The sequence below is a fragment of the Rhodohalobacter sp. SW132 genome, from assembly GCF_003390325.1.
GTDB lineage: Bacteria > Bacteroidota > Rhodothermia > Balneolales > Balneolaceae > SW132.
In genome coordinates this window covers 520,504-539,087 of sequence record NZ_QUOK01000001.1, presented here as the reverse complement: position 1 = coordinate 539,087, position 18,584 = coordinate 520,504, and the positions used below count along the sequence as shown (strand labels likewise).

The 18,584-nt window shown below is 46.6% G+C and carries 18 protein-coding genes; 12 read left to right on the top strand and 6 right to left on the bottom strand.

Going from position 1 to position 18,584, the window contains the following annotated elements; genetic code table 11:
- The first annotated feature begins 4 nt into the window (after window positions 1-4).
- Complete coding sequence (locus tag DYD21_RS02345; RefSeq protein WP_116031663.1) at window positions 5-1,000, top strand: sugar nucleotidyltransferase; 996 nt, start codon at window positions 5-7, stop codon at window positions 998-1,000.
- Window positions 1,001-1,310: 310 nt separating this feature from the next.
- On the opposite strand, the gene hemL is transcribed toward DYD21_RS02345, so the two are convergent.
- The 4 genes from hemL to DYD21_RS02325 form a co-directional block, all read right to left on the bottom strand.
- A complete protein-coding gene (gene hemL, locus DYD21_RS02340; protein WP_116031660.1) occupies window positions 1,311-2,606 on the bottom strand; it encodes a glutamate-1-semialdehyde 2,1-aminomutase in 1,296 nt (431 codons plus the stop codon).
- A 94-nt stretch (window positions 2,607-2,700) separates the two neighbouring features.
- Window positions 2,701-3,591, bottom strand: coding sequence for a protease HtpX (htpX, locus tag DYD21_RS02335; RefSeq protein WP_116031657.1), 891 nt, complete (start codon window positions 3,589-3,591; stop codon window positions 2,701-2,703).
- A gap of 113 nt (window positions 3,592-3,704) precedes the next feature.
- Window positions 3,705-4,694 (bottom strand): porphobilinogen synthase, encoded by a 990-nt coding sequence (gene hemB, locus DYD21_RS02330; protein WP_116031653.1) that lies wholly within the window; start codon window positions 4,692-4,694, stop codon window positions 3,705-3,707.
- Between the two features lie 91 nt (window positions 4,695-4,785).
- Window positions 4,786-6,468, bottom strand: a complete 1,683-nt coding sequence (locus DYD21_RS02325) for a M28 family peptidase (protein ID WP_116031650.1) — start codon at window positions 6,466-6,468, stop codon at window positions 4,786-4,788.
- Between the two features lie 128 nt (window positions 6,469-6,596).
- On the opposite strand from DYD21_RS02325, the gene DYD21_RS02320 reads away from it, so the two are divergent.
- From DYD21_RS02320 to DYD21_RS02310, 3 genes are all read left to right on the top strand, one after another.
- Window positions 6,597-7,418, top strand: coding sequence for an SDR family oxidoreductase (locus tag DYD21_RS02320; protein ID WP_116031646.1), 822 nt, complete (start codon window positions 6,597-6,599; stop codon window positions 7,416-7,418).
- Window positions 7,419-7,520: 102 nt separating this feature from the next.
- The gene (locus DYD21_RS02315; RefSeq protein ID WP_116031641.1) at window positions 7,521-8,891 is read left to right on the top strand and encodes an aldehyde dehydrogenase; all 1,371 of its coding nucleotides are present in this window, start codon (window positions 7,521-7,523) and stop codon (window positions 8,889-8,891) included.
- 4 nt (window positions 8,892-8,895) lie between these two features.
- Window positions 8,896-9,909 carry a YhdH/YhfP family quinone oxidoreductase gene (locus tag DYD21_RS02310; RefSeq protein WP_116031638.1) on the top strand — a complete coding sequence of 338 codons (1,014 nt, stop codon included), beginning with the start codon at window positions 8,896-8,898 and terminating at the stop codon, window positions 9,907-9,909.
- Here the strand turns inward: DYD21_RS02310 and DYD21_RS02305 are convergent.
- Entirely contained in the window at window positions 9,893-10,315 is a 423-nt protein-coding gene (locus tag DYD21_RS02305) for a response regulator (protein ID WP_116033420.1), read from the bottom strand. The genes DYD21_RS02310 and DYD21_RS02305 overlap by 17 nt on opposite strands.
- A gap of 352 nt (window positions 10,316-10,667) precedes the next feature.
- Here DYD21_RS02305 and DYD21_RS02300 point away from each other — a divergent pair, with 352 nt between their 5' ends.
- The 7 genes from DYD21_RS02300 (at window position 10,668) to DYD21_RS02270 (ending at window position 17,614) form a co-directional block, all read left to right on the top strand.
- A complete protein-coding gene (locus DYD21_RS02300) occupies window positions 10,668-11,174 on the top strand; it encodes a low molecular weight protein-tyrosine-phosphatase (protein WP_116031634.1) in 507 nt (168 codons plus the stop codon).
- 80 nt (window positions 11,175-11,254) lie between these two features.
- On the top strand, window positions 11,255-12,115 hold the full coding sequence (locus DYD21_RS02295; RefSeq protein ID WP_116031631.1) for a fructosamine kinase family protein: 861 nt from the start codon (window positions 11,255-11,257) through the stop codon (window positions 12,113-12,115).
- Window positions 12,116-12,434: 319 nt separating this feature from the next.
- The gene (locus tag DYD21_RS02290; protein WP_116031627.1) at window positions 12,435-12,992 is read left to right on the top strand and encodes a peroxidase-related enzyme; all 558 of its coding nucleotides are present in this window, start codon (window positions 12,435-12,437) and stop codon (window positions 12,990-12,992) included.
- An 18-nt stretch (window positions 12,993-13,010) separates the two neighbouring features.
- Complete coding sequence (locus DYD21_RS02285; RefSeq protein ID WP_116031624.1) at window positions 13,011-13,751, top strand: helical backbone metal receptor; 741 nt, start codon at window positions 13,011-13,013, stop codon at window positions 13,749-13,751.
- Window positions 13,752-13,827: 76 nt separating this feature from the next.
- Entirely contained in the window at window positions 13,828-15,534 is a 1,707-nt protein-coding gene (locus DYD21_RS02280) for a tetratricopeptide repeat protein (RefSeq protein WP_116031621.1), read from the top strand.
- The gene (locus DYD21_RS02275; protein ID WP_116031618.1) at window positions 15,531-16,292 is read left to right on the top strand and encodes a DUF4292 domain-containing protein; all 762 of its coding nucleotides are present in this window, start codon (window positions 15,531-15,533) and stop codon (window positions 16,290-16,292) included. The genes DYD21_RS02280 and DYD21_RS02275 overlap by 4 nt, the downstream gene beginning before the upstream one ends.
- Window positions 16,293-16,321: 29 nt before the next feature.
- Window positions 16,322-17,614: a murein hydrolase activator EnvC gene (locus DYD21_RS02270; RefSeq protein WP_158551382.1), complete on the top strand. Its 1,293-nt coding sequence runs from the start codon at window positions 16,322-16,324 to the stop codon at window positions 17,612-17,614.
- Window positions 17,615-17,674: 60 nt separating this feature from the next.
- Here the strand turns inward: DYD21_RS02270 and DYD21_RS02265 are convergent, their stop codons facing one another.
- Window positions 17,675-18,163, bottom strand: a complete 489-nt coding sequence (locus DYD21_RS02265; RefSeq protein WP_116031611.1) for a YajQ family cyclic di-GMP-binding protein — start codon at window positions 18,161-18,163, stop codon at window positions 17,675-17,677.
- A gap of 287 nt (window positions 18,164-18,450) precedes the next feature.
- Between DYD21_RS02265 and DYD21_RS21430 the strand changes: the two genes are divergently transcribed.
- Window positions 18,451-18,582 carry a cytochrome c oxidase subunit 2A gene (locus DYD21_RS21430; protein WP_116031608.1) on the top strand — a complete coding sequence of 44 codons (132 nt, stop codon included), beginning with the start codon at window positions 18,451-18,453 and terminating at the stop codon, window positions 18,580-18,582.
- Window positions 18,583-18,584 lie beyond the last annotated feature (2 nt).

Sequence of the window (18,584 nt, the reverse complement as noted above, 5' to 3'; positions counted from 1 at the left end):
AGATATGAAATTAATTATCCCCATGGCAGGACGAGGCACGAGAGTGCGTCCACATTCTCATACAACTCCCAAGCCGCTTCTTCCGGTAGTCGGCACAATGATTGTTGAGCGGATTGTAGAGACATTTGCACGCACGCTTGACAAAAAAATCGATGAGATTGTATACATTCTCGGTCCGGATTTTAGCCAGGATATCAAAGATCGCCTTACAGAAATGAGTAAACGGCACGATGCAAAAGCGTCATTTGGTGTTCAGGAAAAAGCTGAAGGTACCGCACACGCCGTTTCCTGTGCCGGTGATCACCTGAACGGGGAGATTATCATCGTTTTTGCAGATACCATTTTCGATACAAAAGAAACCGTATCCGTTGAAGGAGCAGACAGCGTAATCTGGCTGAAAGAAGTTGAAGATCCATCCAGGTTTGGTGTGGCCGTTCATGAAGGTGATAAAATCACTGATTTTGTGGAAAAACCGAGCGAACCGATTTCCAACCTTGCCATTATCGGTGTGTATTATTTCAGCGAAGGACAGAAACTGATGAAAGAGATTCAGTACCTGATTGATAACGATGTGCGCGGACACGGCGGTGAATTTCAGCTTACCGATGCGCTCGACCGTCTCCTGAAAAATGGGAATGTGTTCAAGAAAGCAACTGTTGATGAATGGCTCGATTGCGGAACCCTGCCGGCTTGGCTGGATACTACGGGTGAGATCATGAAAAAAGAGGATCATTCCTACAAGGAATATGAAAATACCACAATCCATCCGCCGGTATATTTTGGAGAAGGCGTGGAAATCAGCGGAAGTGAAATTGGTCCGAACGTGACGGTTGAAGCCGGAACAACGATCAAAAACAGCACGCTTAAAAACTCAATTATTCAGAGCAATGCAAACCTTGATGGTTGCGATCTCAATCGCTCAACGATTGGGAACCACGCAGATGCGAGCGGCGCCAAAGGGGAGATCCATATCGGCGATCACTCCATTCTGAAGCAGTAGGAAACGTACCGCGGGTCGCTGACCCGCGATGCATCTGGTTTACATCTGGTTCCGGAGTTCTGCTCTTTAACCCAATTACACATTCATAAGGCTGCTGGGAGATTGCGGATCATTTCCCGCAATGGCGCTGCTTGATATGTGAACTTGTTGATGTCGAAGTCATGCCGCACACCGATGCGGCATCTCCCATTTATGCTCAATCTGAGAACATTACCAATGGCAAGGCATTTCTCATTGCCAAAATGGGAGATTGCGGGTCATGGCCCGCAATGACGTCAGCAGGTATGTGTTGCTAAAGCGTAAAAGCGTGTTATGAATGCCCTGCTATTGCATCTAACGACTTATCCGCCGCCGCAATAGTTTTGTCTAACATCGAATAGGATAAAGAAGTAGACAGGAACCAGCTCTCAAATGGTGAGGGCGGCAAGTAGATTCCGCGCTCCAGCATCTGGTGATAAAATTTGCCAAAGAATTCTTTATCGGTTGTATTGGCGGTCTTGAAGTTCGTAACCATCTGATCGGTAAAGAAAATACTTATCATCGATCCCACCTGGTTGATGGTGTGTGTAATTTTGTGTTTCAGCAGAACTTCACGTAATCCTTTTTTGAGATACCCGGTTTTCTCTTCGAGCTCTATGTAATATTCCGGATGCCTGTCGAGTGTGGACAGCAATGTTTTTCCGGCACTCATCGCGAGAGGATTTCCGGACAGCGTACCCGCCTGGTAAACGGGGCCGTCAGGTGAAACCATATCCATAATTTCACGCTTACCGCCATATGCGCCAACGGGGAGTCCGGCACCGATGATTTTACCGTATGTGATCAGGTCGGCCCAGACGTCGTATCGCTCCTGGGCGCCACCGCGAGAAAGCCGGAATCCGGTCATCACTTCATCAAAAATCAATACACTACCGTGCTCATCGCACAATTTTCGCAGCCCTTCAAGAAAACCGGGCGCGGGTTGGATGCAACCCATGTTACCGGCAACCGGCTCGAGAATGATTGCTGCAACATTGTCTTTATTCTCTTTGAGAAGTTTCTCTACACTCTCAAGGTCATTGTAATCCGCGTTAAGAGTATCCTTAGCGGTTCCTTCCGTCACGCCGGGGCTGCTCGGCTCACCCAGGGTAAGTGCACCACTACCCGCTTTGATTAGAAACGAATCAGCATGTCCATGATAGTTTCCCTCGAACTTAATAATTTTATCTCTGCCCGTATAACCTCGTGCGATCCGGATGGCGCTCATGCACGCTTCGGTGCCGGAGTTTACCATGCGGACTTTATCCACATTAGGAACCATTTGCTGCACCAGTTCGGCCATCTCAATTTCAGTGATGGTTGGAGCGCCGAATGATGTTGAATTAAAAGCGGCATCCTGTACGGCTTTCACAACGGGAGAGTAGGCGTGGCCGAGGATCATCGGTCCCCACGAGCCTACGTAATCGATATATTCATTTCCATCCTCGTCGGTGATGATCGAACCTTTCGCTTTCTTAAAAAAAACCGGAACTCCGCCTACAGATTTAAATGCCCGGGCCGGAGAGTTAACACCACCGGGAATGAATTTTTTGGCTCTCTCGTACAGGTATTCGCTTTTTAGAAGCATCTTTAATGATTTTGGATAGTGAATATTAGGTATCAGGTATTGGGTAACAGGTAGTAGGTACTTAATACTCACTACCTGCTACTTGTTATCTTTTTTAATCTGTCATGTTATTCAGTGCTGCGATACGATCTTCCAGAGGCGGATGTGTGGTGAAAAGTGCTTTAATGCCTTTTTTCTTTCCACTGGTAATTCCAAATGCCTGCATGGAATCGGGCAGCTGGTTGGGTACCTGCGACTCTTTTTGCAGTCTCTGCAGTGCGGCAATCATGCCGTTGCGGCTGCCAAGTCTGGCACCGGCTTCATCGGCCACAAATTCACGGCGGCGTGAAAACCAGAATACGATCATGGAGGCGAGGAAGGCAAGTACAATCTCTGCAACAATTGTTGTGATGAAGTAACCAATTCCAAGCCCCTGCTCATTTTTAAGGATCATGCGGTCAACGGCAAATCCAACAATCCGAGCCAGGAACATCACAAATGCGTTCACAACGCCCTGGATGAGAGCCAGTGTAATCATATCGCCGTTGGCAACGTGACCAATTTCGTGTCCCATTACCGCACGGATCTCTTCGCGGTCAAACCGCTGCATCATCCCTTCACTAACCGCTACAAGTGCTTTATTCCGGTTTGCACCAGTGGCAAAAGCGTTTGCCTGCTGAGCAGGGAAAATTCCAACTTCCGGCATCCCGATTCCAGCTGCGCGAGCTTGTTCTTCAACCGTGCGCATCAGCCACTGCTCCCGGTCTGATCTGGGCTCCTTGATAATCTGAACCTTGGTCGTCCATTTTGCAATTTTTTTGGATAGAAGGAGTGATACAAGAGAGATACCCATACCAAAAACAAGGCAGAAAACAAGCAGAGCCTGAAGGTTCAGATTTGTACCGCTTTCGTCAAGAAAGGATCCAACTCCAAGGAGGGACATCGTAATACTTGCAACAATGAGTATTGCGAAGTTAGTGGCTAAAAACAGAAGTATTCTTTTCATTTGTGTAATTCGTTATGTGTTGTGTATCAATGTATTTTCTGGAGCGGAGCTCCGAATTGCTCGGTATCAGTGCAGAGCACTGATATCAGATTGAGGTGTGGATTTTTTTTATGTTATGACCTCAAAAACCGTGCCGCATCTTTTGCGAAATAGGTTGCGATAAGATCAGCGCCGGCACGTTTAAACGCAATTAGTGCTTCCATCATTGCCTGCTCTTCGTTCAGCCAACCTTTTTCTGCAGCCGCTTTAATCATCGCATATTCTCCGGAGACATTGTAAACCGAAACCGGAACATGCACCGATTCTTTCACTGCACGAACGACATCAAGGTAGGGCAAGCCGGGTTTTACCATTACAATATCAGCACCTTCCTGCTCATCAGAAATCGCCTCTTTTACTGCTTCAGTGACGTTTGACGGATCCATCTGGTACGTTTTTTTATCCCCGAAACCGGGAGCGGAGTCGAGTGCATCGCGAAACGGTCCGTAGTAGCTTGAAGCATATTTTGCACTGTACGCCATGATGCCTGTGTTGTGATATCCCATCTCATCGAGAGCTTCACGCATCAACATAATGCGACCGTCCATCATATCTGAGGGGGCTGCAAAATCGGCCCCTGCCTCTGCATGGCTGACCGCCATTTTGGCAAGCAGCTCCGCACTTTCGTCATTCAATATCTGTCCATCTTCCACAATTCCGTCATGTCCGTAGCTGCTGTAGGGATCCATCGCCACATCGGTCATCACCACAAGATCCGGGAATTCCTTTTTGATCGCCCTTACCGCAACCTGCATCAACCCATCTGGATTGAGCGCTTCGGTTCCTTTGTTATCTTTTTTGTCATCAGGAACTTTCGCAAACAGCAGCACAGATGGAATTCCAAGGCTCTGAATTTCATCAATCTCCTTCAGAAGAAGATCAAGCGTAAAACGAAATTGCCCCGGCATGGATGTGATCTCTTCTTTTCCCTTCTCCCCCTCCATCACAAAAAGCGGTGCGATAAAGTCATTGGCCGACAGGCTGTGCTCCGACACCATCCGCCGTATATTTTCAGATGCGCGAAGCCGCCGGGGACGTGAGTAAGGAAACTGAGAGTGACTCATTTAGAATGTGTTTATCGGGTTTGGAGTGATGTATAATTCAATTTTTTGACAGAGACCAAGCTACATTTTTAATATGAACGGATGGTAAAGATTACTCTGCCTCACGGAGCATCAGGTCGCGAACGGCTTCGAATTCATCTCCGGAATACCATTCCATCATTTCATCGCGGTTAATCGCTTCAAGTGATGTACGGAAAATAAAGCGCGTATCTGATGTCATTCCACTCATATCCCAATATTCATTGATTTCATCAGTGAGCTGATGGTAGTTTGCTGCTCTTACGCTGTCAGCGGTTTCCGTGAAATTTTCCGGTTTATCGATATAGTCCCGGCCGGGATTCGGGTAGATCGCCGGAATGCCCACTCTTGCGAATGAGAAATGATCAGAGCGGTAGAAAAAGCCCTGTTCCGGCTGCGGATCAGGCGTGATTTCGCGTCCCCTCTCTTCAGCATGTTCTCTGAAAAGATCGGTGAGCGTGTTTCGATCGTAACCAACGAGCGTCATGTCGCGCGTTTCACCGAAAATCTGCATGCTGTCGAGGTTGAAATTTGCGGATACGTTACCGGGATGAACGGTTGGGTTTTGTGACCAATATTGTGAGCCGAGCAGCCCCATCTCTTCAGCACCAACAAAAATGAACAGCACCGAACGCCGAAGATCATCTTCCACCTGTTTCATCGCATTGGCAATCTCGAGTACGGCAGCCGTACCGGAGGCGTTATCCCACGCGCCGTTGTAGACAGAATCGCCGTCCACAGGCTCCGGGGCAATGCCAAGATGATCGTGGTGTGCTGAAAAAATCACGTATTCATCTCTTAATTCGGGATCATTTCCTTCAAGTTTGCCGAGTACATTTCGCGATGCCATATCGCTGTAGCTTGCTGTGAGATCCACATCAACGGTTACACCAGTCAGCGGTACGGGTTCAAAATCACGGTCAGCGGCAGCATCCAGCATCTCGTGCAGATCCAGCCCGGCCTGTTCAAACAGATTTTCACTGCTCTCTTCGGTCAGCCAGCTGTTAAATTCTGGCCGATCACCGTTTTCTGAATCTCCGCCCTCCAGGGAAAACCGCTCGCCGCCCCAGCTCGTTTCAATAACGGACCACCCGTAACCGGCAGTTGGCGTGGTGTGAATGATGATGGCGCCAAGTGCTCCCATCTCTTCAGCTTTCTCAAATTTGTAGCTCCATCGCCCGTAATAAAGTCGTGAATCACCATCGAAAATATCAGGATCGTGTGATGGATCACTATTTTTGTAGACCAGGATTTTCCCCTCCACGTCGGCATCTTTGTAGTCGTCCCAGCCAAATTCCGGAGCCTGGATTCCATATCCCACGTAAAGTAACTCGGCATTTTGAATCTGAACGCGCTCTTCTTCATTGCTGGGCCACGCCATGAAATCGGTGCCGTAACGGAGTTCATCCGCAATGTTTCCATTTGTGCGGATATTAAATTGTGCGGAGGATCCATCAACCCGCTGACCAAGCAGCGGAAATTCCTGGGTGTAGGAGCCGTCGGGCATCCCCGGGGCAATTCCAATCTCTTCAAGCTGGTCTGCGAGGTAGTTGACAGTGAGCGTATCACCCCTCGTGGCAGGCGCGCGACCTCCAAATTCATCCGAGGATAGAATTTCGATGTGGTTCAGCAGTGATTCACCGGTAATCGACTCTTCCGCACGGTCGAACGATTCGGTTGAGGAATCATCGCAAGCAGAAAAAAGCAGGGAAATCAATACTATTACGACCGGCAGGAAATTGATTCGCTTAAACATAATTATAGAGGGTTGATGTTCGGTTCTGATATTTGTGGCAAAACGGTTATAATACGGGAAATGAATGAAAATGTCTGCCGGTCATCTTCAGTCAATTCAGGTTGCCGGATTGAATCAAACTACACGTAATGAGCGACTATTTTAACGGGAAATCTGTTCTGATAACCGGCGCGGCAAGCGGGATCGGAAAACGTTTTGCTGAGATGATTTCCGGATCGAAAAACCTGACCCTGATTTTGTGGGACCGGAATCCGGATACCCTTATCGAAAACAGGGCCAGCCTGCCGGATGATGTGCGGATTATTTCCCGCGGTGTGGATGTATCGGACCGGTCAGATGTGGAGGCCGCTGCCCGGGAGCTGGACGAACTGCAAGTCGTGCCGGATGTGATTGTAAACTGTGCCGGCATTGTGGTTGGCAAGATGTTTCATGAACACACCCTGGAGGATACACAAAACACTATGCAAATTAACGCACTGGGAAGCATGTGGGTGGTTCAGCTTTTTTTGGAGAAGATGATCACCCGGGGAACGGGCCACGTGGTGAACCTGGCATCGGCGTCGGGTTATATCGGAAATCCGCGAATGAGCGTCTATGCTGCAAGTAAATGGGCGGTGATCGGGTGGTCGGAATCTCTGAGGCTTGAAATGAAGAAACTCAAGACAGGAATTGAGGTTACAACGGTAATTCCGAGCTACATCAAAACAGGTATGTTTGATGGTGTGAAGCCGCCACTGATGGTTCCTTTGCTGGAGACAGACCAGATGGTAGAGCGGATGATAAAGGGTATATCGAAGCGGAAAAATAAAATCCAGGCACCATTTATGGTCCGTTTTGTGCCGCTGATTAAAGCTCTGCTTCCCGCCGGTGCATTCGACTGGGTAGCAGGAAATGTGCTGGGAGTCTATCGTTCGATGGATTCCTTTTCCGGCCGCCGGCAGGGTGGGTGATTATTATTTAAATCATAAAAAATGGAACCCGGACGGAGGCAGATTTTGCTATTCGTTGTATAAGATGTAATTAATCCAATAACCGTCAGACTGAGAAAGATTATGCAAACCGACAGACTGGTTCAGGTACAGCGCGCATTTTTTGAAAAGGGATCTCACCTTAGTGTAACCGCACGGAAGGAGAATCTGCAGAAATTACGGGATATGCTTCTGGAGAATGAAAAAGAGCTATGTTCCGCCGTTCAAAAAGATCTGCACAAGCCTGCTATGGAAGTGGTGAGTGCGGAAATTTTAATGGTGATCGAGGAGATCGATTTTCATCTGAAGAAGGTGTATGGCTGGACGAAATCGAAAAAGGTACGGGCAAATCTTCTTTCGATGCCGTCAAAAAATGAGGTGAAACGGGTGCCGTATGGCGTTACACTGATCATCGGCGCATGGAATTACCCGATTGGCCTGCTGCTTACGCCTCTTGTCGGAGCGATATCCGGCGGAAATTGCGCTGTGCTGAAGCCGTCGGAGCTTGCACCGGCAACGTCAGCGTTGCTTCGGAAACTGATCAGCAAAACGTTTGATCCGAATTACATCACCGTAGTTGAAGGCGGGGTGAATGTGAACCAGGAGCTGCTCGATCAGCCGTTTGATAAAATATTTTTTACCGGAAGCACACGCGTTGGAAAAATTGTGATGGAAAAGGCGGCGCAAAAACTAACTCCGGTTACGCTGGAATTGGGTGGTAAAAGTCCGGCTGTGGTGCATAAAGATGCCGATATCAAAACGGCAGCCCGGCGAATTGCATGGGGCAAATTTATGAATGCGGGCCAAACCTGCATCGCTCCCGATTTTGTACTCGTCCATTACGAAGCGAAACTTGAACTGATCGATCAGCTTAAAAAAGCGGTCAAAAAATATTACGGTAAAAACCCTGAAAAATCAGACGATTACGGACGGATTATCAATCAGCAGAATTTTGAGCGGATCACCAATCTGATGACGGATACGACCGTTTTGCATGGAGGGGAATTCAATGCAGCCGAACGGTTTATTGCACCCACAATTGTTGGAGATGTGGACTGGGGCCACCCGATAATGAAAGAAGAGATTTTTGGTCCGGTACTGCCCATTATTGGATATGGCGATCAGAAAACACCCGGAGTTCAGCTTCGCCAGATGCCGACACCGCTCGCTCTCTACATTTTTTCTGAAGACGATGAGTTTGTGGAGCGTGTGATTGCCAGCGTGCCTCATGGCGGGGCGTGTGTCAATGATGTTGTGATGCATATCGCCAATCCCAATCTTCCCTTTGGGGGTGCGGGAAGCAGCGGAATGGGGCAGTATCATGGAGAGTACAGCTTTGAGTGCTTCACCCGGCCACAGGCTGTAATGAGAAGAAATGTGTGGCCGGATCCCTCGTTTCGGTATCCGCCATACGGCAAAAAACTTTTTCTGCTGAGAAAACTTCTGTTGAGGTAGGTTGATGAAGAGGCCGGATATAGCATACAGGGCGCTTGTCGCAGATAAGCCGGAGAACGGTGAAATGAAACTATCTGTACAAGAGCTGAATACACAAAATCTGCCGGCTCATGATGTTCTTGTAAATGTTCACTACTCATCGCTGAATTACAAAGACGCACTCTCTGCAAGCGGAAACCCTGGTGTTACAAAAGCGTACCCGCACACTCCCGGCATTGATGCGGCAGGAGTGGTGAAGTGGAGCAAGGACTCCCGCTTTTCTGAGGGAGATAAAGTGATTGTAACGAGTTACGATCTCGGACAAAATACACCGGGTGGATTTGGGGAGTACATTTCTGTTCCGGGAGATTGGATTGTGCCTCTATCTGAAGGTTTGACACTCAAGGAGAGTATGATTCTTGGTACCGCCGGCTTTACAGCTGCCTATGGAGTAGAGAAATTGGCAGATCAGAATCTCCAGCCGGACAGCGGTAAAATTTTAGTAACCGGCGCGACTGGCGGAGTGGGCTCACTGGCCGTAGCAATTTTATCACATCTCGGGTACAGTGTCATTGCGGTGACCGGTAAAAAAGAGAAGCATCCATTTCTGAAAATGCTCGGCGCTGATAGGGTTTTAGGGCGTGAAGAGATTACCGGTGTTGGCAATTCTCCGATGCTTTCTGCCCGTTGGGCCGGCGCGATAGATACCGTAGGCGGAGAGATGCTCGATGCGATTATTCGCCAGACGGCACATAATGGAACCGTTGCCTGCTGCGGAAATATTCTGGGCGGAGAGCTGAATACGAGTATCTACCCGTTTATTCTGCGCGGTGTGGCGTTGATGGGGGTGGATTCGGGAATTTGCCTGATGAAAGACCGGGTACGGATCTGGGACAGACTTTCCGGCAGCTGGAAACCGGATAAAGCTCTGCTGCATAATCTTAGCAAAATTTGCAGGATAGAGGAGCTGCCTGCAGAAATCGAAAAGATTCTAAATGGAAATCAGTCCGGCAGGGTCGTTCTTATCCTGCGTGATTGATCGACCGGCTGGGGCGTCGCCCGCCTTTAATAGAGTTCATTGCCTGTTTCAGCGGATCTACAAGATCCTGTTCAGTGACCGGCTTCACAAGATAATCCACATAACTGGTTTTTTTCGCTCGCTCGAGATTCAGCTGGTCAGAATTCCCCGATAAGTAGATAACGGGTACGGATGAAAAATTCCGTACTTCTGTCATAGTCTCAATACCATCCATACTGCCGTTGAGCGAAATATCCATCAAAACCACATCGGGTTTAGCAGATTTAATCTTGTTTACGGCTTCTTCTCCCGAAACTGCCTTGCCAATAACGTTATATCCAAGCTTGATGAGCAGACGTTCTTCCACGAGTGAAAGCAGCATGTCGTCCTCTACTATGAATATGTTCCCTTTTTTGTCGCTGTTCATGTCTTCTGTTGATTTGTTTGTCATCAATAATATTAAAAAATATTAATATTAAAAAATATTTATTATTGGCGGCGCTACATTCGGTAACCTGTATTATCGGCTGTACATTCAGATATATTAAATCATTGAGTGCTTTTTTACGGATCCTGTATTCAATTATTATTACGTGTAATCCCCATAATAATTGGGGGACAATTAGATATACGAACTGTAACTGCCGATGGATTGTCTATGTTTCATAAAAGAAGGGAGTTTCTTGGATAATCACCGACACTCTCTTGAAAATCCGTTTATTTCAATGAATCTTTAGCCGATCATAATATCGGAAAATTTGTCTTAAATCAGCAGCTAAATGAACCCGAAAAACACCATTTCAAAAGAGAATCCATTCAAAATCTGTTTTGTCTGTCTTGGCAATATCTGCAGAAGCCCTACCGCTGAAGGAATATTTCAGCACCTTGTGAACGAAAAGGGCCTGCAACCGTATTTTTATGTCGATTCTGCTGGGACGTCAGCTTTCCACATCGGAGAAAGAGCAAACAGTAAAAGCCGCCAGATCGCTGAAAAAAACGGAGTAGAGCTTAAATCCCGGGCCCGGAGATTTGAAGCGGAAGATCTGGATGAGTTTGACATCGTGGTGGCAATGGACAGCGAAAATTATCAAAATATTGTAAGTCTCGATGATAACGGAAGCTACAGTGATAAAATCATAAAAATGCGTGATTATGATCCTCAGCCTGAAAACGGCGATGTACCTGATCCGTATTATGGCGGCATGGATGGTTTCAGAAATGTGTTTGATATTGTCTACAGAAGTTGTGAGGCTTTGCTCGATGAATTGGAAAATCAGATTAAGTGATGAAATTCTAAGTCTTATCAATCTATATTAGTTGAGAAACGCTGTTTAAAATATACTTCACAAAACCTGATATTTATACGATGCTCCCCGAAACAATTCGTACCAGAATTATTGAATCCTGTGACATCAGCGTGGACAGTGCGGAATCTGTTTCTGGCGGAAGTATAAATCATGCGCTGAAACTGCATTGTGGCAGCAGCACATTATTTTTGAAGTGGAATGCAAACGCGCCGGATGACTTTTTCCTGAAAGAGGCGGAAGGGCTGGAGTTATTGAAAGCGGGATCAACCGAACTTCGTGTTCCGGAAGTTATCCAATCAGCAGCTCCACACGGCGACCGCCCGGGCTTTTTGTTGATGGAGTGGATCAATCCCGGCAGTACCGGGGATGCTTTTCAATTTGGAGAACAACTTGCAAGGCTGCATCAAACCAAAGCAGAACGTTTTGGGCTGAATTCGGATAACTACATCGGGAGCCTGCCACAGTCTAACAAGCACCATGCGAAGTGGCTTACTTTTTTTGCAGATGAGAGAATTGGCCCACAGCTCAAGCGGGCCGTTGATTCCGGGAAAATGGAGCCTTCCATCCAGAAAAACTGGTTTGGGCTGCTTAAAAGACTGGATGCGATCATCCCGCCAACAGAACCGTCCCTTCTGCATGGCGATCTCTGGGGTGGAAATTACCTGTTCGATGAGGATGGAAGGGTAGTTTTGATTGATCCGGCGGTCTATTACGGACACCCGGAAATGGATCTTGCATTTACAAAAATGTTCGGCGGTTTTGATCCCGCTTTTTATGATGGATATGGTTCCATAACTGAGATTGAGGCTGATTTTAAAGACAGAATCCAGGTGTATAATCTCTACCCGCTGCTTGTTCATGTGAACCTGTTTGACGGACATTACACATTAGATTGCCGCCGTTTCCTGAAAAAATTCTGAGCTTATGCCGATAAACCCTTAACCCGAATTATTCACACAGATAAGTGTGAATCAATGTAAAGCACTAAAAAAAATATTGCATATATATAAAATGGATAGGAGCCTAAATTTGAGCTACAGGTTTTGCGGCGAAATTCTACCGAGAACTTCGTTGTATGGAAATAAAGCGTACTCAGAGTACGTCAAGTACTCTTCCGTCGCTTTTTCCCCTACGCCTTGCTCTCGACATAATTTCTTGGTGAATAATCCGGGTTAAACCTGATTTCGATTAATAAGATTATAGTTTTAAATAGAATTCAGGTCTTAAAAAATAAAACGGATGCCAAATATTGAAACGATTTCGTACGAAAAATCGGAAGGGCGCCTGCGGGAAGTGTACGACCAGGTTGTGAGTGATCGGGGGAAACTGGCTGAAGTCCATAAAATTCAAAGCCTCAACCCGGATGCTCTGTTGACTCACATGGAGTTCTATCTTACCGTGATGTTTGGTAAATCTCCGCTGAAACGGTATCAGCGGGAAATGATGGCTGTTGTGGTATCTCTGGCTAACGAGTGTCAATATTGTATTGAACATCATGAGCAGGCGCTAATGGCGTACTGGAAAGATGAAAAGCGAATATCAGCCCTGAAAAATGATTTTCGGGAGGCTGAATTATCTGAAAAAGATCTGCTGCTGTGTAAATTGGCTGAAAAATTAACAGTAAAACCGGGTTCAGGCTTTACAAAGAATGTGGCAGAGTTGAAGCAGCACCATTTTGATGACCGGGCCGTTTTAGATGCCGTGCAGGTGATTGCATACTTTAATTTCGTCAACCGGATGGTACTTGCACTGGATGTTGAGTTTACCGGGGAAGAAAAAAAAGGGTATAAATATTGATTATGAAAGGACAAAACGATGTCTGACTCTTTGACGATTGTAAGTCTTGTGCCGTCACTTACAGAGCTTCTGTTTGATCTGGATCTGGATGATCAGATACGCGGCAGAACACGCTTTTGCATTCATCCTGAACAAAAAGTTTCCAAAGTTCCAATAGTTGGCGGGACTAAAAATCCTAACCTGGAAAAAATTCTGGAGATTGCACCGGATCTTATCATTGCGAGCCGTGAAGAAAACCGGAAAGAAGATATCGAGATACTGGAAGAGAGTTGCGATATTTTGCTTACAGATATCGGTTCTGTGGAAGACGCCCTGCTTGTGATGTATGAAATCGGAAAATGCACAGACAGAGAAGAGAAAGCAGCTCTTTTAATTGAAAAAATTCGCGATGAGATGGAGCAGATCCCTGATGAACCCGTTCAGCGTGTAGCGTATTTCATTTGGCGTGACCCGTGGATGACAATCGGCCATGATACCTACATTCATTCGGTTCTGAATCTCTGGAATCTTGAAAATGTCTACGGAATGGATTCACGCTATCCGAAAACATCTTTGAATGAGCTGTCGGAGAAAAACCCGGATTGGATTCTGCTCAGCAGCGAGCCGTATCCGTTTAAAGAAAAACATCAGAAAGAGATAGAAAAGGTGTACCCGGGAGCCCGTGTGCTTTTGGTGGATGGCGAATGGTTTAGCTGGTACGGCTCCAGGATGCTTCCTTCATTTCGCAAGTTAAACGCTTTCAGAAAAGCGATATCTTAAAATTGGATCAGATAATAACTCTCTATCGTATCATAAAGATCGTATATTACGTTATTACAGATAAAAATTCTTCAGCATGAAATGTTTTTTAAAGCTTATACTGCTCTGCCTGATGCTTTTCCCGGTCAACACTCTGCTTGCGCAAGAGAGATCAGATATGACGGAAGATCAGGCTTCGGCCACTCGGGCGTTTATTGATGGGATAACCCATTTTGAGGAGGAGGAGTACGAGCAGGCACTCGATATGCTCACCTACGCGCACATGAAAATGCCCGAAGAACCGGGCGTTAATTTTGCTCTTGCGGATGTTTACCTGGTTACCGGCGATCTTACAAACGCAGCGTATTACGGGAAAAATGCTGTAGATCTGGATCCCGAAAATAAATGGTACCACCTGAAACTTGCCGAGATTTACAATCGTGCCGGAAGAAATGAGGCGACAATTAACGCCTTTACCAATGCCCTGGAGTACCATCCCGATGATGCGGATCTGCTGTTTCAGCTGGCTGAAGTGTATGTGGATTATGGCGAACTTCTGAAGGCAAACCGTATTTACAACCGGATTATGGAACGGCGCGGTTCTGATTTCAACCTGCATCTTCGAAAATTCAGAAATTTCAACGCACTGCAGATGCGCGATTCAGCATTGGTAGAGCTGGAACAGATGCGTGAAATTGATCCAGGAAATCTGACCACACTCCGTACAATCAGTCAGTATTATATGGAACTTGGCGAAACAGAAATGGCTGTGGAGGTTCTGGATGATGCCAGACAGAGAAATTCCCGCGATCCTCAAACTCTGCTGCTGTTGGCTGAAATATATGTCAATCAATCCGAGTGGGAGGAACTTGGTAAGGTGTTTGTAACCATGCTCGAAGACCCGCTGATCTATCCTTCACAAAAACAGGAACTGGTTCGGTTTATTTATATTCAGCATCAGCGAAACCCGGCTGAATCCTCTCTCGCGGAACAGACGGCCGATGTGCTGATGGCATTTAGCGAGAATGAACCGGATTATGGGCCGGCGCAGATTATCGCAGCAGAATTTTTCCTTGAGCAGAACAATCTTGAGGCCGCTCTTGAAAAGCTGGAGCAGGCAAACCGTGTGATGCCCGAACAGCCGGAAGCATGGCGCCAGAGAATACAGGTTCTTTTTTCAATGGAAAGGTATGATGATGTGATTGAACTGGCCGATTCTGCAGACCATCATGCCCCGGATGATGCGTTCATTCAGTTTTTTACCGGTGCTTCCTATATGCTGAATAACCGTCCGGAAGAGGCTGAAATATGGCTCGAACAGGCGAGCTATGCGCCATCAAACCGGAATTTCAGATCGGTTATAAACGGCACGCTCGGGGATGTACTCCAGGATCTGGACCGCTGGGAGGATGCCCGGGACGCGTATGAGCAGGCGCTGAGACTGGATTCGAACAACCACAATGCCATGAACAACTACGCATATTTTATGTCGGTGCGGGAGGAACGGCTCGATTACGCAAAAGAACTTGCTGAAAAAGCAATCTCCTACGAACCGGAAAATGCCGCATACCTCGATACCGTGGGATGGATTTATTATAAACTTGGTGAGTATGAGCAGGCCAAAGAGTATATCAGACGATCACTTGAAACGGGCGACGCCAGTGCGGAAGTGTATGAACATATGGGCGATGTCTATAAAGCGCTGAACGAAAACGAAAATGCGATTAAATACTGGAACAAAGCGCTGGATCAAGACTCCGATAGAGAGTATCTGAATGAACGAATTCAATCTGCGCAGTCGTGAAATTTTTGAAGCCGCTTGTTTTACTAATACTCTCCGCCATAATGATTATCAGCTGCGGAACCCAGCAAACAGTGGCAGATTTTGAAGGAATGGAACCGGCAGCAATCACGCCGGATTCATTAATCCGGCTGATTCCGGATTACAGTGAGGAGCTCCATACCATGACCGGTCACGGGCGGGCCCTGGTAAGTGAACCGGGAAACAGCGAACGGGTTTCGGTAGATTTCCAATCAGACCGGGATCGAAGCCTGCTCACGATACGAACCAGTATTGGAATTGAGGGTGGACAAATTCTCATCGATTCCGATTCACTCTTGATCTATAACAAAGTGGATAATATTGCCCAAAAAGTTTCACCTGAGCAAAGTACACTCAGCAGTGTGGGTTCCATCGCTTCGCTGAATATGCTCGACTTGTTTAATTTTCGTATCACGGAAAGCGAAATTAATCAAATATTTGACAGCGGCAGCACGTTGATTGTTCTGCTGGATAACCAGGCAGCAATTGAACTTGAAAAATCAACCGGGTTGATTCGCCGCGTGGATCGTTCCAGGTCGGATCCCCCGGTGCCGTATCGCACGATCGAATACGAAGGATATGCCGAGATTAATGGCTTTCAATTGCCAAGAAAAATCACCATTTATAGTGCAGATGGCCGTTCCAGGGCTACCTTTCTGGTCCAGCAGCTCCATGTAAATGGTAAACTTCCACCACTTGTAATCGATTTACCCGAAGGAATTCCAATACAGAGACCATAATGTTCAGAGCTACTTTTCTAACATTTTTTTTGATTCTGATTTTCTGCCTGGAGAGCGAGGCACAGTCGAACTATGAAGAACGGCGATCCACCATAAACACGCAGCAGCAGACAACCCGCAGCCAGATTGAGGATCTGCAACAGCAGATTGAAAACTACAGCGAGAGACTGGGTTATGCCTCCCAGCGATACGATCAGATGTATCGCCAATACGAAGAGCTGACCCGTGTGATTGCGCTGCAGGAGGAAAAACTCCGGCAAATGAGGCGTGAGCAGTCACAAATCCAGGAGGAGATTAACCTGGTCCAGAATGAACTGAATGAACTTGAGGCCGAGCTAACTGCGCTGATTGATGAATACAAATCAACGCTAACGTATATCTATAAACATGGCCGCACTACTGAACTGGCTCTTCTTTTAACATCTTCATCCATTAACCAGCTGATGGTGCGATCGTACTATTTACGCAGGTTTGATCAGCACAGGCAGGAGCAGGCTGAAGAGATCGAAGATGCACAGCGGGAAATGGAGCAGGCCTACAACGATTTAGAAAATGCCAGGGAGCGAAACAGGGAGTCGCTCGTTTCCATCGAACGGGAAACGGAGGAACTGTTTGAACAGGAGGAGCAGCAGAAACGAAATGTGGAATTGCTCCAGCGCGACAGGGATAACCTGGAATCCCAGGTACAGATTCGCCAGAACCAGCTCGATGAACTGACAGAAACTCTGAATTCACTGATCGCCGAGGAGCAGCGTCTTGAGGAAGCTGAAGCGGAAAGGCTGCGAAGGCTGGAGGCAGCGTCCCGAATTGAAGATGATGACGAGCGCCGTGCCGCCGAAGCGCGCTATTCTGCACCTATCGGCAGGGTGAGTCCGGTTACCGGCGATGAATTGGCTGTTTTTGAGTCGGAATTTGAAAATTTAAGAGGCCGTATGCCCTGGCCTGTGGATAACGGATTGATTACTGAGCGGTTCGGTGAACGGATTCATCCTGTGTTTGGAACCCGTACGAACGTACCGGGTGTGGATATTGCCGCATCTCCACGTTCTAATGTCAGAGCCGTTAGTGATGGTTTCGTGTTTGAAATCGTACCGGTTTCGGATTTCGGCGATGTGGTACTCATAAAACACGGCTCTTATTACACCGCTTATGGAAATTTAAGCAACATTTATGTCCGCAGAAACCAGGTGGTTAACCAGAACGATGTAATCGGCCTTTCAGGTGATGAAGATAACATCCGGGGAGAAGTGCTGTTGTTTATGGTTCGGGAAGGCAACGAATTTGTAAACCCAGAAAACTGGTTGCAGGAAGCACTGCAGTAGCTTGCAACGGGATATGTTCATAAAAAAACTGCAGTGTTTGATTTCCGGGTGAAACGACCTTTATTTCATATTGACAAACTGCAGCGGGACCGAAAATTTCTTTGATTTCAGAACCTGGATAACTTCCTGCAGGTCATCAATTTTTTTACCGGTAACACGGACCTGGTCTTCCTGTATGGCCGGCTGAACTTTAAGTTTAGTTGCTTTAATCTCCTTCACAATCTTCTTTGCAGTCTCCCTGTCGATCCCCTCTTTAATCTGAGCACTCACTTTAACCGCACCAGAGCTGCTTCCCTGTGTATCTCCAAATTCGAGTACTTTTGGCTCCAGGTTTCGTTTGATGAAATGCTTAATCAGCATATCTCTTACGGCCTGAAGTTTCATAGATTCAGCAGCCACTATATCAATCCGGTTCTCTTTTCGTGCAAATTCCACTTCCGTATGCAGCCCCCTGAAATCATATCGAGTAGATACCTCTTTTAATGTGTTGTTGACTGCATTATCAATTTCCTGTGCGTTGATTTCGTTTACAATATCAAATGAAGGCATAAAGAACGTGTGGTTGAGGTGTTGATATAAAGGAAAGTTAAATATAGAACTTCAATGAGAAAAAACCTTCCGGAAATTTGAGTAAACATTTGAAAATGTTCTACTCCGGGCTGGTAACATAGAATTTGATCACAACTACAAAACAGTTGGCTGATATAATTTTTTTTGAGCTGTAGGGCATTCCCCTACACGGGCCTGAGGTTTTATGATTACAGTTTCCGGCTTTCTTTTTCCATATAATTTCGCTTCATTATAAACCGTAACTTCAATTTAACGGGGGATTTAATATGGTAAATGAGGATGAAACTACGGAGGAGGAGTTTAAACCGAAGGGAGCTACAGCATTTTTCATCGTGCTGATGATACTTTTTTTGGTGATCTACTTCGCCATGTATTTTGAAATGTTAAGCAGGGGGTAGGG

Bases quoted from the DNA above. Each gene is read 5' to 3' on its own strand.
- DYD21_RS02345 (WP_116031663.1), top strand. From the start codon at position 5: ATGAAATTAATTATCCCCATGGCAGGACGAGGCACGAGAGTGCGTCCA.
- hemL (WP_116031660.1), bottom strand. From the start codon at position 2,606: ATGCTTCTAAAAAGCGAATACCTGTACGAGAGAGCCAAAAAATTCATT.
- htpX (WP_116031657.1), bottom strand. From the start codon at position 3,591: ATGAAAAGAATACTTCTGTTTTTAGCCACTAACTTCGCAATACTCATT.
- hemB (WP_116031653.1), bottom strand. From the start codon at position 4,694: ATGAGTCACTCTCAGTTTCCTTACTCACGTCCCCGGCGGCTTCGCGCA.
- DYD21_RS02325 (WP_116031650.1), bottom strand. From the start codon at position 6,468: ATGTTTAAGCGAATCAATTTCCTGCCGGTCGTAATAGTATTGATTTCC.
- DYD21_RS02320 (WP_116031646.1), top strand. From the start codon at position 6,597: ATGAGCGACTATTTTAACGGGAAATCTGTTCTGATAACCGGCGCGGCA.
- DYD21_RS02315 (WP_116031641.1), top strand. From the start codon at position 7,521: ATGCAAACCGACAGACTGGTTCAGGTACAGCGCGCATTTTTTGAAAAG.
- DYD21_RS02310 (WP_116031638.1), top strand. From the start codon at position 8,896: ATGAAGAGGCCGGATATAGCATACAGGGCGCTTGTCGCAGATAAGCCG.
- DYD21_RS02305 (WP_116033420.1), bottom strand. From the start codon at position 10,315: ATGAACAGCGACAAAAAAGGGAACATATTCATAGTAGAGGACGACATG.
- DYD21_RS02300 (WP_116031634.1), top strand. From the start codon at position 10,668: ATGAACCCGAAAAACACCATTTCAAAAGAGAATCCATTCAAAATCTGT.
- DYD21_RS02295 (WP_116031631.1), top strand. From the start codon at position 11,255: ATGCTCCCCGAAACAATTCGTACCAGAATTATTGAATCCTGTGACATC.
- DYD21_RS02290 (WP_116031627.1), top strand. From the start codon at position 12,435: ATGCCAAATATTGAAACGATTTCGTACGAAAAATCGGAAGGGCGCCTG.
- DYD21_RS02285 (WP_116031624.1), top strand. From the start codon at position 13,011: ATGTCTGACTCTTTGACGATTGTAAGTCTTGTGCCGTCACTTACAGAG.
- DYD21_RS02280 (WP_116031621.1), top strand. From the start codon at position 13,828: ATGAAATGTTTTTTAAAGCTTATACTGCTCTGCCTGATGCTTTTCCCG.
- DYD21_RS02265 (WP_116031611.1), bottom strand. From the start codon at position 18,163: ATGCCTTCATTTGATATTGTAAACGAAATCAACGCACAGGAAATTGAT.
- DYD21_RS21430 (WP_116031608.1), top strand. From the start codon at position 18,451: ATGGTAAATGAGGATGAAACTACGGAGGAGGAGTTTAAACCGAAGGGA.